Source organism: Enterococcus sp. XAF26B05_ASV22 (genome assembly GCF_056727285.1).
This window is the reverse complement of record NZ_CM161538.1, coordinates 1,946,733-1,962,890: the sequence shown is the minus strand read 5'-3', so window position 1 is coordinate 1,962,890 and position 16,158 is coordinate 1,946,733. Positions and strand designations below refer to the sequence as shown.

Here is a 16,158-nt window from a genome sequence, read left to right as displayed (position 1 = left end):
TTACTCTGCAGTTTGACAATCTTTTTTACTTATTACCATACGATTTGTGTATTTTTCCTCCATATCCGGACTTGGATCCGAAACAACAACCAAATAAGCATTCTCATATTCTTTCTCGACATAGCCATTATAACTACTTTTGTCCCAACTGAAGTTAATTCTTTTCTCTTGTGTCATAAATAACACCCCTTATTTGCAAAGCAAAATTATTTTAAATCGTCTCCATTTCCTGTTAGGTAATGTTCTTGCAGTATATTATGCATTAATGTACAATAAATGCATAATGCGAATTCGCATATTTTGAACTTTTTTTGATTAACACGATTTTTTTCAAGAAATAGCTCAATTTTAACGTAGCTTAGGAGTGAAAAAATGGATTCTTTTGGAGCAGTTATTAAAGAAATTCGTAAAAATAGAAAACTAACGCAAAAAATGTTATCAGAAGATATTTGTTCGCAAAGTGTATTAAGTAGAATCGAAAATAATGAAGAATTACCGAATGTCGTAGTAATGCAGCAAATTTGTCAACGCTTAGGCGTAACGATGGATCAAATTATGCAATTCAAATCGGATGAAGTTCGTTTGATCACGCAAATATTTGAAAAAATAGCTGATTATTTTCGACACAAAGAATATGGAAAAATAATGACATATATGAATGATACTAAAATTGAAGAAAGACTTCATTTGGATATGGATTGGCAACGTTACTATTATTATCTAGGTAGTTGTAAATTTTATCTTTGTAATGATTATGAACAAGCAATACATGATTTAAAAAAAGGATTATCTTACACTTATCAAGCGAATAAAGTAAATTTGTCCGATTTTGAAATTCAAGTAATTAGCTGCATTGGCAGTACGTATAGCAGCATAGGAAAGATCGACGATGCTGAAAAATATTTAAAATTAAGTATTCATTATTTTCATAAATTACCAAATGAACGAGTAACCGCAGAACTAACAAAGATATTTTATAATTATTCTAAGTTTTTAACAGATCAAAACCGTCTTGAAGAAGCGCAAATATATATCGACCAAGGAATTGTTTGGTCGAGACATAAAAATAGTTACTATTACTTGAGTGAATTGTTTCAGTTGAAAAGTCAATTGCTTACGTTAAAAGGAGAGCCAGATAAAGCAGACGAATATAGGATTTTGTCAGAACAAATCCTACGTATCGAAACAATTAAAATCTAAAGAAAGTTAAGTAAATTTTTCTAGAAAAGGTCTACACCATTCTTGACTTTAACTGATTTTAAGAGTACGTTTAGAGTAGAAAGTTAAAGAAAGAAGGATGAAGATGAGAACGTTTATCTTTGCTGAAAAGTTCTTTTTAAAAAGTGATGTAAAAGGACCTGGATATTTAGAAATCACTGATGGTCTATTTGGAAATTTTTATAAAGAAGTTCCTGAAAGTGATGCAAAAATAATCAAAGAAGAAGGCAAATGGATTGCACCAGGATTAGTGGATACTCATATTCATGGATTTATGAATCATGATGTAATGGATAGTGATACAGAAGGCTTGAAAGTGATGTCTGAAGGGTTATTGTCATGTGGGGTTACTTCATTTTTACCAACAACCTTAACTTCAAGTAAGGAACGCTTAAAAGATGTTGCTAAAACAATCGGAGAAGTACATCAAGAAGTCCCAGGGGCAAAAATACAAGGAATCTATTTTGAAGGTCCATTCTTTACTGAAGAACACAAAGGAGCTCAAAATCCAAGTTATTTTGGTGACCCAGATATAGAAATATTTAATGAATGGCAAGAAGCTTCAGGTGGTTTAATCAAGAAAATCGCTTTGGCACCAGAACGTAAAGGTGTTAAAGAATTTGTCAAAGCTGTAACAGATGAAGGTGTCGTAGTGGCTTTAGGTCATAGTGATGCAACATTGGAGCAAGCAACCGAGGCTGTTGAATCTGGCGCTAGTGTTTTTGTACATGCATATAATGGTATGCGTGGATTGAATCATCGTGAACCTGGAATGGTTGGTGCATTAATGTCATTGAAACATGTTTTTTCTGAATTAATTTGTGACGGACACCATGTTCATCCCAATGCAGCTGATATTTTAATGGAAAAAGCTGGACATGATCATGTCGCTCTGATTACAGATTGTATGATGGCCGGTGGTATGCCAGATGGCAATTATAATCTAGGAGAATTCCCAGTTGTCGTTAAAGAAGGGACAGCTCGTTTAGAATCTGGAAACTTAGCGGGTAGTATCTTGAAATTAAAAGAAGCGATCAAAAATGTTGTTGATTGGGAAATTGCTACACCAGAACAAGCCATTATGATGGCATCTTTAGTGCCAGCAGTGAGTTGCAAAATCGATGATAAATGCGGTATGATCGCCAGAGGACGCGATGCTGACTTTATCGTATTGAATCCAAATATGGAATTAGATGCAACTTATTTAGACGGGGTAGAACGTTACCGCGCATAATCAAAGAGACAAAAAAAGTTTGTTGATTTTAAGAGTGCTACAAAACGGTTGCTACGTTTTGTAGCACTCTTTTTTGTTCGGGTTTCAGTTACAAAAAAATACTAATATTAAAAAATTCTTCACACCAAAAATCTGTATGATATAATCACTTGGAAGGGAAGTTGACGAATGAAAAATGTAGAGAAGAAAAACGCATCATTTTCAGTGACAGATGTGAAACAGTCTCCTATGACAATTTTTAAAAAGGCAAAAGAAACAAACAAAGGTGTTTATATTTACAATAGAAACAAAGTTGCTGGTGTGATGTTGACTGTTGAACAATATGAAGCGTTGATCAAGAAAAAAACAATCGAGCAAGATCAAGAGATGAAAGTAACACGATTAAATCAGGAAATTCGTCAAAAAATTGCATTTGGTTCGTTGATATCAACAAAAAATCTAGACGATCATTTAGTATCATTAGGCTTTATAACTAGAAAAAATGAATCTGATGATTATATTGAAATGATGAATGAATTAAATGAAACTGGAAAAATTGACTATTGTTTACAGAAAAAAGAAGACCGTACAACTATTTTTGCGGAAGTGATTGGTGAACAAAGTAATCAATCTCATTTGTCAGATAAATTGATAGTGAAAAAAATCCATCTTAGAGTAGACTGAAATCGTGCTTCGAATTCGAGAGAATGTATACAGAACTTGAGAAAGTTTGTATACATTCTCTTTTTTTGTCGAAATTACCAATCAATTTAGTTGAAATCAATCATATTGCCCCGATACCGCATAGGCAAATGAGAAAGTTGAGTTTGCTCATTATGTCGCTCTTGGATCGTAACAGCTTTGAGAAAGGTACGCCAATTTTCTTGGATCATTTGTTCAGATTCTTGACTGTCAACTGTTGGAGGCTCGCTATTCTCAATAAAATGTATGTGTCCCTGTTCTATAATTCCGAGTAATCGATGTGTTTCATCGTAAATCATGATCTTTTCTTGCGGATATCTTTGTGCGAAATGAGGACATAAGTAGGGCAATGAAAAATGTTTCGGTGTGATGGTACTATACAGTAATGTTCCTACTGATTCAAAACGAATAAAACCCGTAAATAAGTGAACTTCTCTAAATAAAGATTTTAAAGATTTTTCTAAGGCTAAAATTGAAGGATGACCTAAATGATTGGTCAGTAAATCTTTGGATTCCAAAGCGATTTGAATTGCATCTAACAAATATCGTTCTTTTTCTTTTAACGAACAATTGAAACCATCAATGATAAACTGAACATTTTCTTTTCTTAAACGTTTGTTTAGGCGTTCATACATTTTTTTCGCCAGCGGTTCATCTGTATCTATCCAACGACTGAGAAACAAGTTTTCTACAGCAATATCTTGAGTTAAGATAATGTCAGGAAACTGTTTTTTAATGAAGGCTTGGTAAACTATCGTCAGAAATCCATAAAAACTACCATCATATTCCCAAATTTCGTTGGTTTCTTCAATGTGCATAACAAGATTCCTTTCGCTTTATTGATTCAAAACGTTCGACATCAAATAAAGATAACTGTTCTTGTTTTGATTGGCTGTTTACCTTTTTTAACGTCTCGTATTGACGAGATGAAATTAAAGAAGTAATGACCCATTCTGGATCATTGATCAATCCAGGCTGAATCGCACCGTTACAACTAACGAAATATTGAGCTCGTTTGATCACTACGCCTAATTTTTTTAAATCAGAGAGGTGTAATTGATAATAGTTTCTAGCCTTCAGAATATTAAGTGCGCTTTTAGGGCCGATTCCTGGGATTCGTAATAACTGTTCATAAGAAGCAGTCTGAACATCAATTGGAAATTGATCATAATTTTGAACAGCCCAATTGGCTTTGGGGTCTAGATACAAATTAAAATTCGGTTTATCCTCGGATAAAATTTCATCTGCAGAAAAACGGTAAAATCGCATTAGCCAATCTGCTTGATACAACCGATGTTCTCTTAGTAGAGGAGGATCCGTTGTGATTGCGGGTAATAAGGAATCTTGATTTACAGGAATGTAAGCAGAGTAATAAACTCTCTTTAATTCATATTTTTTATAAAGGTTTTCAGCAATTTTTACGATTGCATGATCATTTTCAGGAGAAGCACCGATAATCATTTGTGTCGATTGACCAGCTGGAACAAAGGGTGCAGGGTTTCGTAAAGCAGGAACTTGAGACATTTCATTTTTCATATGTGTGATTTGTTTCATGGGTTTGTATAAAGCAAATGGGTCTTTATCAGGAGCTAAGATTTTTAAGCTTTCTCTTGAAGGCAATTCTACATTAACACTCATTCGGTCAGCTAAAAACCCTAACTCTTCAATCAATTTTTCGTCTGCTCCAGGAATTGCTTTTACATGGACATAGCCTTTGAAGCCTTTTTCATGTCGTAAAATTTTTAATGTTTTAATTAATAATTCACTAGTGTAATCAACGTTTTTTATGATAGCTGAGCTTAGAAAAAGTCCCTCAATGTAATTTCGCATATAAAAATCCATTGTTAAATCTGCGACTTCCTGTGGTGTAAAGGTGGCTCGTGGAATCGAGTTTGATTTTCTGTTGATGCAATAATGACAATCAAAGATACAGGCATTCGTAAATAATAGCTTTAATAGAGACACACATCTGCCATCACTTGTGAAGGAATGGCAGATTCCGGCAGTTGATGTGCTGCCTACTGTGCCTTTTCTTGTGTTATTCGTCACACCACTGCTAGAACAAGAAACATCATATTTTGCTGATTCAGTAAGAATTTCAATCTTTCTTGATAATTCCATGTTTAATCCCTCATTTCTAAATAAGAATAGAACGTATGTTCTTATTTTAGCAAGAGCTTTTGTTTTTGTCAAAGGGGAAAAAATAAAATGACTGGAACACAGAGCGTACGCCTCGTTCCAGTCATTCCCTTTTATTGATTGTTTAAATCTAAATATCGCTCTAAATAATCGGCTAAACCATCTTCATCATTGGTTTTTTCAGTAATATCATTTGCTACGGATTTTATCTTATCTGTTGCATTTTTCATTGCAACGCCCCAACCAACGTAGTCTAGCATTTCTTCATCATTATGTTCATCACCGAACGCAATGATGTCTGATCGCTTCACATCCAGATAATTTGCGACTTGTTCTACACCTTTTGCTTTTTGAATACCCTTAGAAACGATTTCTAAAATAGGTGTAGGCCCACCCCAAGTTCTAACATCAACATAATCTCCATATTGCTTAATTAGCGAATCAGAAACAGATGCCTGCTTGGTCTTTGGACGTTCGAACCATCATAGAAGTTGGATCTGTAATCAAATTTTTAGCAGTTAAAAGATTGCTTGGAGTAGCTTCTGAAGCAAAGAATGCTGAATCGAAGTAATCCAAACTATCAATGTAAAATGTTTCTTTATTTTCAGCAGCGACAAAATCAAGATTCAACGCCTTTTTTTGAGCCAAAATATCAAAAACTAAGTCTCTTTGGATTCCCGTTTCTTTTTCATCTGCCCATTTTTTTTCAGGCATATGAACTAGGGCTCCGTTAAAATTGACCATCGGCGTTATCAAGCCTAATTGGCGATAAAATTGACCGCTCATTCGATAAGGACGACCAGTGACGATACTAACATAGTGACCATGCTTCATCGCTTTTTTTAACGCTTTTTCAGTTGTAGGACTGATCAATGACTGTGCATTTAAAGTTGTACCATCTAAGTCGATTGCAATTAATTTTTTCAAAATCGTTCCTCCCGGAAAACTTTCTTTAACCTAGTCTAGCATAAAAAAAAAGAATGACAAGTTTTCAAGAAAATTTTAGAAAAAAATTATTTTATGATACACTAAATGGAAAAAGGAGTGTGAGGAGTTTGACTCAAACGTATCGCTGGCCGTTACGAATAGCGACAATCATCTATTGTGTCTACATGTTGTTTTTTTCAAATATGTATCATTTTATGGCACTGAATGTCTTGTTGGCTTATATTCCACTGGAGATAAGTTTTCATTTTAAACAGGTCAGTAATCGTCTTTTTATCTTACTAGGGATGTTATGGTTATTGTTTTATCCTAATGCGCCTTATTTGTTCACCGATTTTTTTCATCTCGAAAAGTTATCGCTTTATCGGGGGATGAACCAAGTTTTTATTCTAAATCTGTCTGATTGGTTTTCTTTTAGTCTATTGACTATAGGAATTTGTGTATATGGTCTTTTTGGGATGGCAACAATCTTTACAACATTAAATGAATGTATTCGAAGAAATAGTTTGCACAAAAAATGGCAAGAATTTTTCTTCTTGTTCCTTGTTACTATACTATCTAGTGTAGCAATTTTTGTTGGACGATTTGACCGATTACATAGTATCCATCTATTTACGAAACCAGTGCAAACGTTAAAGATTATTTTTTTTAATTGGTCTTCTGATAAGTTACTGTTTATCTTTTTATTCACTGGGCTTCAACTAATTTTATTGGCCACCATAGTAGGAATAAACAAAATGAAAACGATAGATACGTTGTAAACGCTATGTTGACAGCGTGTGAGAAAATTGTTACTCTTTAGCTAAGTGTGTTTGGAAATAACTAAAAAGGAGCTATAAAGATGAAAAAGTGGCAAATCACTTTGTTCACTATTTTAAGTACTATCGGGGGAATCAGTACTGTTTTGGAGACTAGCACGATTGCTGGTGCACAAACAGCTAATGAAATAGAGCAAAGTAGTCGAGTGGTTGCAAAAGATTCACAAGCTGAAAAAATTCCTTTTCAAATTTTGGGAATCAATGATTTTCATGGGGCGCTTAATACGACGGGCTCATTCTTTGATGATGCAAACAATAAAGTAGCAAATACAGGAACAGCTCCACTGTTGGCAGGTTATTTGAATCGTGCACAGGAGCAGTTTGAAACTGTTCATCACGGTGGTCAAACAATACGTGTACAGGCTGGAGATATGGTTGGAGCAAGTCCGGCAAGTTCAGGTCTTCTTCAAGATGAACCGACAGTCAACGTATTGAATCAAATGAATTTTTCTGTAGGGACTATAGGGAATCATGAGTTTGATGAAGGACTTCAAGAGTTTAACCGGATTATGATAGGCGAAAATCCCAAAGATGATCCTTACGGTATTTTAATGGCTTATCCAAGAGCCGCTTCAAAAACTGAGATTGTGATCGGAAATGTTGTAAAAAAGGGGACCCAAGAGATTCCTTTCGATTGGAAGCCCTATACAATCAAAGAAGTAGGAACCGCAAAAAATAAAGTAAAAGTCGGATTTATTGGTGTGGTCACTACCGAAATTCCTAATTTGGTTCTAAAGGAACATTATGAATCGTATGATTTTTTAGATGAAGCAGAAACAATTGCTTACTATTCCAGTATACTGAAAGAACAAGGCGTGAATGCGATAATCGTTTTGGGTCATATCCCTGCCACAAGTAAAGCGAATAAAGTGAATGGGGACGCTGCGGTAATTCTAGAAAAAGTTGATAAAATTTATCCCGAGCATAGTGTAGATGCCTTTTTTGCAGCACATAATCATCAATATACAAATGGTGTAGTCAACAAAACAAGAGTTGTTCAGTCTACTGCACAAGGAAAAGGTTATGTGGACCTACAAGGAACCCTTGATCCTCGAACCAATGATTTTGTCACAACCCCTGAAGCGAAGGTCATGCCAGTTGATCCAGCTGCAAAAGACGCGCCTAAAATTGACAAAAAAGTTGAGGCAATCGTAAAGGATGCCGAAGAACGTGTAGCAGAGGTCACGAACAAGAAGATTGGAACAGCTAAAGAAAATGGCGCAATCACTCGTGAACTCAATGCATCAAAAGAATCACCGCTAGGGAATTTAATTACAGATGGTCAAGTTGAGATGGCTAAAGCTCAAGGAATCAATGCAGATTTTGCTATGACAAACAACGGTGGTATTCGTGCTGACTTAGTAGTGAATGAAAATCGTGATATTACATGGGGGCAGCACAGGCAGTACAGCCCTTTGGGAACATCATGCAAGTGGTCGAAATGACGGGAGCCCAAGTTGAGCAAGTACTGAATGAACAGTATGATGAAGAAGAACGTTATTTCCTACAAATTTCTGGTTTGTCTTATACTTATATAGCAACAGAGAATAAAGACCACCCATTTAAAGTTCAAGATATACTTAAAAAAGATGGTACTCCGATTCAAGCAGATCAAACGTATCTTGTTGTAATCAATGACTTTTTATATGGTGGTGGTGATGGGTTCAAAGGATTTACTGAGGCCAACTTAGTCAATGCTATTAAGCCAGATACAGAAACATTTATTGACTATATCGAAAGTAAAGAAGCTGCTGGAGAACTCATTTTAGCATCAGTTGAAAATCGTAAAAAATTAGCAGAACCAGAAAATCAAATTTCAAATGAATCGGAAGACAAAATCAAAAAAGCAACCATTTTTGATCCATTATATGAAGATGACGAACTTTTGAGAGGTGTAACATTGCCAAATGCGACGATTTTACTCTACGATGGTGAATTTCCCCAAGCGAAAACGAGGACAGCAGAGCTTCCAAAAGCCGATTTAACAGGGCAAGCTGATCCAGAAGGTCGAATTAAAATTAACGTTTCTTCATTAAAACTCCTAGGCAAAAAGAAATTGACTGCGCTAGTATTGGATGAGGCTAAAAATCAAGTAACTTTTCCAATCGAAATTTTACCTAAGAGAGAAATCTTTTTAGAAACGACTAATACTACGGACATTTTTGAAACGAAAACTAAAAAAGAATTACCTAAAACGGGTGAAAAACAAACAATCTTACCATTTTTATTTGGAACACTGACAATAAGTGCGGGTGTTATTATGATGTTAAAAAGGAAAAAACGATAGAATGAAAAAGCCTTACAGTCGCAATACATAATCTGCTACTGCAAGGTTTTTTATACGCTATCAACAATAATGCAGACAAACACGAACGATTAATACGGAATTGTGAATAAAAGTTAATAATTTGTTGAAATCAATCACACTCTACCTTATACTTTAAAAGTATTCATCAGGGAATCGAAAAATGCACTTATTCATTACAATTAGTTGGCTCAGTAAATAATTTGTTCAATGAGCGAACCGAATCATCCTGATAAAATTTTGTCTAAAGGGAGAGAGTTAATTTCATGGAAAAGTTTTTCAAATTAAAGGAAAACAACACAACTGTTTCAACTGAAATGGTAGCAGGGGTAACGACATTTTTTGCGATGAGCTATATTTTATTTGTAAATCCATCAATCTTATCCCAAACAGGAATGCCATTTCAAGCGGTATTTTTAGCAACAATTATTGCATCAATTATTGGAACTTTGATCATGGGTCTGTTTGCAAACGTTCCATATGCACAGGCACCCGGTATGGGGTTAAACGCTTTTTTTACGTTTACAGTCGTTTTTGGTTTAGGCTATTCGTGGCAGCAAGCATTAGCAATGGTTTTTATTTGCGGATTAATCAATGTCCTGATCACCGTAACTAAAATCCGTAAAATGATCATCAAGGCGATACCGGAAAGTATGCAACACGCAATCGGTGGAGGTATTGGAATTTTTGTAGCGTATGTGGGAATTAAAAATGCAAAATTATTAGACTTTACAATTCAAGCAGAACCTACAAAGGGAATGGTTAATGGCAATAGTATTGTTCCAGCTTTGGGTAACTTTAATAATCCAGAAATTATATTAGCAATTATCGGATTAGTTTTAACTACGGTCTTAGTTGTGTTAAATGTTCGTGGCGCCATTTTGGTTGGTATTGTAGCTACAACAATCATTGCAATCCCGCTAGGAGTTGTTGATTTGTCAGCAATTGATTGGCAAGCAAATTCTTTAGGGAATTCTATCAGGGAATTAGGAACGACTTTTGGTGCAGCATTTGGTGCTGATGGAATGCAGTCATTGTTCAATGATGCTTCGAAAATTCCTCAAGTTTTGATGACGGTTATTGCGTTTAGTTTGTCAGATACATTTGATACGATCGGTACTTTTATTGGAACAGGTCGTCGTACAGGAATATTTTCTAAAGAAGACGAGTTGGCATTGGAAGACAGTAAAGGTTTTTCTACAAAAATGGATAAAGCCTTATTTGCAGATGCGATTGCAACATCGATCGGTGCAGTTTTTGGAACATCTAATACTACGACTTATGTAGAAAGTGCGGCAGGGATCGGTGCTGGCGGGCGGACTGGTTTAACTTCTGTTGTAGTTGCGGCGATGTTCGCTTTAAGCAGTTTGCTTTCACCACTGATTGCGATTGTGCCAGCACAAGCAACTGCTCCAGCTTTGATTTTAGTGGGTGTAATGATGCTTGCTTCATTTAAAGACATCGAATGGACCGATTTAGAAGAAGCAATTCCAGCATTTTTTGCCTCTATTTTTATGGGACTATGTTATAGCATTTCTTATGGTATTGCTGCTGGATTTATTTTTTATGCAATCGTGAAGGTTGCAAAAGGAAAATTCAGAGAAATTTCACCGATTCTTTGGGTAGTTAATGCCTTATTTATCTTGAACTTCATTATTTTGGCAATTTTATAAGTTACTTTTACTTGATAAAGCCCAACTGTTTTTTAGACAGTTGGGCTTTTTTTAATGACTTGCGTAAAATTTTTTGAGTGATTAGAATATTTGGAGTATAGTTAATAGTGAAGAACTTGTGAGGTGTGCATTAAGATGAAAATTGATTGGAAAAAGAATTTGATGGTTGCTTGGCTAGGATGCTTTTTTACTGGGGCAAGTATTAGTTTAGTCATGCCTTTTATTCCTGTTTATGTCGAACAATTAGGAACGCCTAAGAATCAGGTCGAGCTATTTTCTGGACTTGCTATTTCGGTTACTGCATTTGCCGCAGCGATTGTGGCACCTATTTGGGGGAATTTAGCAGATAGAAAAGGTCGGAAGCTGATGATGATTCGAGCAGCAGCTGGTATGACGATCACGATGGGATCACTAGCATTTGTACCAAATGTTTATTGGCTTTTGATTATGCGCTTTTTTAATGGTATTCTATCTGGATATATTCCAAACGCAACTGCAATGATTGCATCACAAGCACCAAAAGAAAAAAGTGGTTGGGCTTTAGGAACCTTATCAACAGGAGCTATTGCTGGAAATTTGATTGGGCCTTCGATTGGTGGGGCACTCGCTCAATGGTTTGGGATGGAAAATGTGTTTATCATTACTGGAGTAGTGTTGTTGATTACGACCTTACTAACGATTTTTATGGTAAAAGAAGACTTCCAACCAATTGAGAAGAAAGACTTGTTAAGTACGAAAGAGATTTTTGCAAAGATGGACCATGTTTCTATTTTGATTGGTTTATTCATTACAACATTGATTTTACAAATTGGTGTTACGAGTATTAGTCCGATTTTAACGTTATACATTCGTTCTTTGAGTCACGATACTGGCAATATCTTATTCATTAGTGGTTTAATTGTTTCAGTTGCTGGTGTTTCAGCTGTGATTTCTTCGCCAGTTTTAGGGAAATTAGGGGATAAGATCGGTAATCATAAGGTTTTATTAGCTGGTTTGGTTTTATCAATGATCTGTTATCTTCCTATGGCGTTTGTTAAAACTCCCTTTCAATTAGGATTATTACGTTTCTTCTTAGGATTTTCAACGGGAGCATTAATGCCATCTATCAACACGCTGATCAGCAAAATTACGCCATCTGAAGGAGTTAGTCGTGTTTACAGTTATAACCAAATGTTTAGTAATTTCGGACAAGTTTTGGGTCCAATGATTGGGTCCACCGTGGCTCATGGTATGGGGTATAGCGCAGTGTTTATTGTAACAGCTTGTTTTGTACTGGGGAATGTTTGTCTATCATTGTTCAATTTCCGAAAAATTTTAAATAAAAGTCTATAAACAGTTGAAAACATAAAAAAACCAGTTACAATGTTTGTAGTAACTGGTTTTTTTATAATCATGATGTTAAGTTATAGACAGTGAGCTAAAAGCGAATAAAAAATTAGCTTAGGTCAGTAGTCTGAGAGTTATTGAGCACTTTTAGTGGTTTCTTTTTTTGGTATTGCAAATTGACCAATTAATAAGATAATCACACCGGTAATCAATGACATAATTGTTGTCAGCATAAAATCATAACTTCCGCCATTTAAGGCACCGCCGATATAGCCGACCACTTGTCCTAGTAAAAAGGACCACAACAATACAAGAATGTAACGCATGGATTGCACCTCTTTTCTAGCTATAGTTTAGCACAATTTTTATAAATGTAAAGAAATTGAAAGATTCATTTTTATTTTAATACCATCACACGTAAAAGGAGATGTCCTATGCCCTTTCCACAATTATATACAATCACTTCCTATTCATTACTTTCCAGTACCATTCGTATTCAAGAATTAGTGAAACAAGCAAAAAAACTAGGGTATACAGCTTTAGGAATTACGGATATCAATGTACTTCATGGGGCAATCGAATTTTTTGAAGCCTGTAAAAAGGAAGCTATTAAACCAATTATTGGATTGACGTTAGAATATACCCCGCAAAAGTCTGAACAGCTAGCACAGATTGTACTGTATGCAAAAGATTTAGTTGGCTATCAACATTTAATGCGAATCTCAACTGCAAAGATGAATAGCGAAAGAATGTTCTATTTAGATGAAATCAAAGAATATTTCACTCATTTATTTGCTGTGATACCCTCCGATAAAAGCGAAGTGGCTTTTGCCCTAAAAAGAAGTGAAACAGAAGCGGCTGAAAGTTTAGATCAGCTAATCCAATTATTTGAGCCAGACTCTTTTTTTGCGGGGGCCTCATTTACCTGTAATCCGGAAACTGATCCAGCACTTTTTAAGTTTTATGAAGCAAAAAAACAATCACTACTTGCTTTGCAAGAAACACGTTATTTAAATCGAGAAGATGGATTTGCCTTAAACGTATTAGCACACATTAATCAAGGACAACAAATGGTATTAAATGCTGAAGAAACTGAAATTGAAGGACCATTTTATCTAAGAAATCAGGCAGATGTTACCGAACAATTACATTTGAAAATTAATGAACAAGCCCTTCATAACGCCAAAAAACTTGTTGATTCTTGTAATTTGGAGATTCCGTTGCATCAACGTTTACTACCACATTATCCGATTCCAGAAGGAAGACAAGCAGGAGAATTTTTAAAAGAGTTATGCTTGAAGAAACTGCCTGAACGAATTTCGGATGTTACGGTTGAATATGAAGAACGATTAGCAAAAGAGCTTGATATTATCCATACAATGGGATTTGATGATTATTTCTTGATCGTTTGGGACGTAATGGCATTTGCTCATGACAAAAAAATTGTGACAGGGGCTGGGCGGGGTTCTGCGGCAGGATCTTTAGTATCTTATGTATTATCAATCACAGATGTTGATCCCATTAAATACGACTTACTATTTGAACGGTTCTTAAATCCAGAACGACATTCAATGCCCGATATAGATTTAGATATTCCAGATAATCGTCGTGAAGAAGTGTTGCAATATGTTCGTGAAAAATATGGACACTATCATATGGCACAAATTGCTACGTTTGGTACGATGGCGGCAAAAATGGTTTTAAGAGATGTTGCCAGAGTTTTTGGCCTATCTCAAAGTGAATCAAATCGTTGGTCCAACGCGGTGCCAAGTGCATTGAAAATGACCTTGAAAACAGCGTATGCAGAGTCAAAAAATCTTGTTGAGTTAGTGAATTTTTCGGAGACAAATCGTTTGTTATATGATACGGCTATTCGTTTAGAAGGGTTGCCACGACATGTTTCAACCCATGCAGCTGGAGTGGTGATCAGTGATATAGACCTCTTAGATATCGTCCCGTTACAACCGGGTTCAAATGACATTTTTCTAACACAATTTACTATGAATGACGTTGAGAAAATTGGTCTATTAAAAATGGACTTCTTAGGATTGAGAAATTTATCGATCATAGATAACACAATCAAGTCAATCAAGCGTGTCTATAAAAAAGAAGTGATTTTAAATCAAATTCCTTTAGATGATGAAAAGACGTTATCTTTATTTAGACGAGGAGAAACAAGTGGCGTTTTTCAATTTGAATCAGCTGGTATCAGAAATGTTCTCCGCAAACTCGGTCCAACAAGTATTGAAGATATTGCGGCTGTCAACGCCTTGTATCGTCCTGGTCCGATGCAAAATATCGATTTGTTTATCCGTCGAAAAAAAGATCAAGAACCAATTGATTATCCCGATGCTGTTTTAGAGCCGATTTTAAAGAATACGTACGGTATTATTGTGTATCAGGAGCAAATTATTCAAGTTGCTTCTACAATGGCAGGCTTTAGTTTAGGACAAGCAGATATTTTACGCCGTGCCGTTAGTAAAAAGAAAAAAGATGTCTTGGATGAAGAACGAAAGCATTTCGTTGAAGGGGCGATGAATCAAGGACACAGCAAGGAAATTGCAATGACGATCTACGATTATATTGAGCGATTTGCTAACTACGGTTTTAATCGATCCCATGCGTTTGCTTATTCTTTTATTGGATTCCAAATGGCCTACTTAAAAGTCCATTTTCCAGGGGCTTTTTATGCTGCGATTCTTCATTCAGTAAGGCATAACCCCACTAAAATCAAAGAATATATTGGAGAAGCACGGAAAAACAAAATGGTGATTGTACAACCGTCTATCAATTCTAGTCAATACAGCTTTTACTTAAATAATGATGACCAAATCATGTTTGGTTTTAGCTCATTAAAAGGAATACGGAGAGATTTTATCCAAAATATTATAGATGAGCGTAAAGAACGTGGTCCATTTAAATCGTTTGAGCAATTTTTACTACGTATCGATCGGAAGTGGCTGAAAGCTGATAATATTCAACCGCTCATTGCAATTGGGGCCTTCGATGAACTACAAGCAAATCGTCGTCAGTTAGCGGTTAGTTTAGACAGTGAAATTCAAAACATCATTTATAGTGGTGGCAGTATGAATCTTTTAGAAGATACGCTGAAACTGAAAGAAGTAGAAGTTGCTGATTATACGTTGGAAGAGAAACTGGAGCAGGAAGAACAATATTTAGGTGTTTATTTATCAGGACATCCTACAGAGGAATTTAAGAAGACACGTTTAGCTAAGCAAGTGATGTTAGTTAGCGATGTCGTGGAAAATCAAACGGCACGTTTATTGATTTATGTAAAAGATAGCCGAGTGATCCGTACAAAAAAAGGCGAACAAATGGCGTTTGTGGAAGGTGATGATTTAACTGGATCACTCTCTTTAACACTTTTCCCGACAGTATTCAGAACACTTCGTCAAACTGTTGAAAAAAATCAAGTCTATTTTGTAGAAGGCAAAGTAGAAAAAAGTAATTACAATCAAGAACTTCAATTATTGGTAAATCAAATTGAAAAAGCTAGTGCTATTGAAAACAGTATTAGTGCAACAACTTGTTATTTAAAAATTGTTGCGGCGAAAGATCAGAAAGAAGTGTTGCAAAGTGTCCACGAGGTCATTCAACAAAATAAAGGCAATACGCCAGTAATTATTTACTTTGAAGAAAATGGTAAAAAAGTAGTCTTAGGAGAAGAGAATTGGGTAGCGGATACGCTAAGTGTAAAAAAACAATTAGAGGCGATTTTAGGGAACCAAAATGTTGTTTTCAAATAATTTACGGTAAAAAATACTAATTGTTTTCATCTTTTTTCAATTATTTCTTCTT

The 16,158-nt window shown here is 35.4% G+C and carries 12 protein-coding genes and 2 pseudogenes; 9 read left to right on the top strand and 5 right to left on the bottom strand.

From position 1 onward, the window contains the following. A complete protein-coding gene (locus AC1PU0_RS09725) occupies positions 1 to 177 on the bottom strand; it encodes a hypothetical protein (protein WP_167351490.1) in 177 nt (58 codons plus the stop codon). Positions 178 to 372: 195 nt separating this feature from the next. Between AC1PU0_RS09725 and AC1PU0_RS09720 the strand changes: the two genes are divergently transcribed. The 3 genes from AC1PU0_RS09720 to AC1PU0_RS09710 all read left to right on the top strand — a co-directional run bounded on the left by AC1PU0_RS09720 (position 373) and on the right by AC1PU0_RS09710 (position 3,115). Then, positions 373 to 1,200 carry a helix-turn-helix domain-containing protein gene (locus AC1PU0_RS09720; RefSeq protein ID WP_206850300.1) on the top strand — a complete coding sequence of 276 codons (828 nt, stop codon included), beginning with the start codon at positions 373 to 375 and terminating at the stop codon, positions 1,198 to 1,200. Positions 1,201 to 1,303: 103 nt separating this feature from the next. Beyond that, positions 1,304 to 2,452: an N-acetylglucosamine-6-phosphate deacetylase gene (gene nagA / locus AC1PU0_RS09715; RefSeq protein WP_206833979.1), complete on the top strand. Its 1,149-nt coding sequence runs from the start codon at positions 1,304 to 1,306 to the stop codon at positions 2,450 to 2,452. Positions 2,453 to 2,620: 168 nt separating this feature from the next. After that, the gene (locus AC1PU0_RS09710) at positions 2,621 to 3,115 is read left to right on the top strand and encodes a type II toxin-antitoxin system Phd/YefM family antitoxin (RefSeq protein ID WP_069652988.1); all 495 of its coding nucleotides are present in this window, start codon (positions 2,621 to 2,623) and stop codon (positions 3,113 to 3,115) included. 86 nt (positions 3,116 to 3,201) lie between these two features. On the opposite strand, the gene AC1PU0_RS09705 is transcribed toward AC1PU0_RS09710, so the two are convergent. From AC1PU0_RS09705 to AC1PU0_RS09695, 3 genes and pseudogenes are all read right to left on the bottom strand, one after another. Next, positions 3,202 to 3,951, bottom strand: a complete 750-nt coding sequence (locus tag AC1PU0_RS09705) for a TIGR03915 family putative DNA repair protein (RefSeq protein ID WP_206850301.1) — start codon at positions 3,949 to 3,951, stop codon at positions 3,202 to 3,204. Next, positions 3,941 to 5,254, bottom strand: a complete 1,314-nt coding sequence (locus AC1PU0_RS09700) for a putative DNA modification/repair radical SAM protein (RefSeq protein WP_479998244.1) — start codon at positions 5,252 to 5,254, stop codon at positions 3,941 to 3,943. Before AC1PU0_RS09700 ends, AC1PU0_RS09705 begins: the two co-directional genes overlap by 11 nt. A gap of 131 nt (positions 5,255 to 5,385) precedes the next feature. Then, a pseudogene (locus AC1PU0_RS09695) lies at positions 5,386 to 6,199 on the bottom strand (Cof-type HAD-IIB family hydrolase). A gap of 185 nt (positions 6,200 to 6,384) precedes the next feature. On the opposite strand from AC1PU0_RS09695, the gene AC1PU0_RS09690 reads away from it, so the two are divergent. From AC1PU0_RS09690 to AC1PU0_RS09670, 5 genes and pseudogenes are all read left to right on the top strand, one after another. Further along, the gene (locus AC1PU0_RS09690) at positions 6,385 to 6,978 is read left to right on the top strand and encodes a DUF1361 domain-containing protein (RefSeq protein WP_206834000.1); all 594 of its coding nucleotides are present in this window, start codon (positions 6,385 to 6,387) and stop codon (positions 6,976 to 6,978) included. An 80-nt stretch (positions 6,979 to 7,058) separates the two neighbouring features. Next, a pseudogene (locus AC1PU0_RS09685) lies at positions 7,059 to 8,653 on the top strand (bifunctional metallophosphatase/5'-nucleotidase); the annotation flags it as partial. A 267-nt stretch (positions 8,654 to 8,920) separates the two neighbouring features. Then, positions 8,921 to 9,322, top strand: coding sequence for an LPXTG cell wall anchor domain-containing protein (locus AC1PU0_RS09680; protein WP_479998810.1), 402 nt, complete (start codon positions 8,921 to 8,923; stop codon positions 9,320 to 9,322). Between the two features lie 284 nt (positions 9,323 to 9,606). Next, entirely contained in the window at positions 9,607 to 11,013 is a 1,407-nt protein-coding gene (locus AC1PU0_RS09675; protein WP_206850306.1) for an NCS2 family permease, read from the top strand. Positions 11,014 to 11,148: 135 nt separating this feature from the next. Then, positions 11,149 to 12,345 carry a multidrug efflux MFS transporter gene (locus AC1PU0_RS09670; RefSeq protein ID WP_479998242.1) on the top strand — a complete coding sequence of 399 codons (1,197 nt, stop codon included), beginning with the start codon at positions 11,149 to 11,151 and terminating at the stop codon, positions 12,343 to 12,345. A gap of 128 nt (positions 12,346 to 12,473) precedes the next feature. Here AC1PU0_RS09670 and AC1PU0_RS09665 read toward each other — a convergent pair whose 3' ends face one another. After that, complete coding sequence (locus AC1PU0_RS09665; RefSeq protein ID WP_206833985.1) at positions 12,474 to 12,665, bottom strand: YjzD family protein; 192 nt, start codon at positions 12,663 to 12,665, stop codon at positions 12,474 to 12,476. 108 nt (positions 12,666 to 12,773) lie between these two features. Here AC1PU0_RS09665 and dnaE point away from each other — a divergent pair, with 108 nt between their 5' ends. Next, on the top strand, positions 12,774 to 16,106 hold the full coding sequence (gene dnaE / locus AC1PU0_RS09660) for a DNA polymerase III subunit alpha (RefSeq protein ID WP_479998240.1): 3,333 nt from the start codon (positions 12,774 to 12,776) through the stop codon (positions 16,104 to 16,106). Positions 16,107 to 16,158 lie beyond the last annotated feature (52 nt).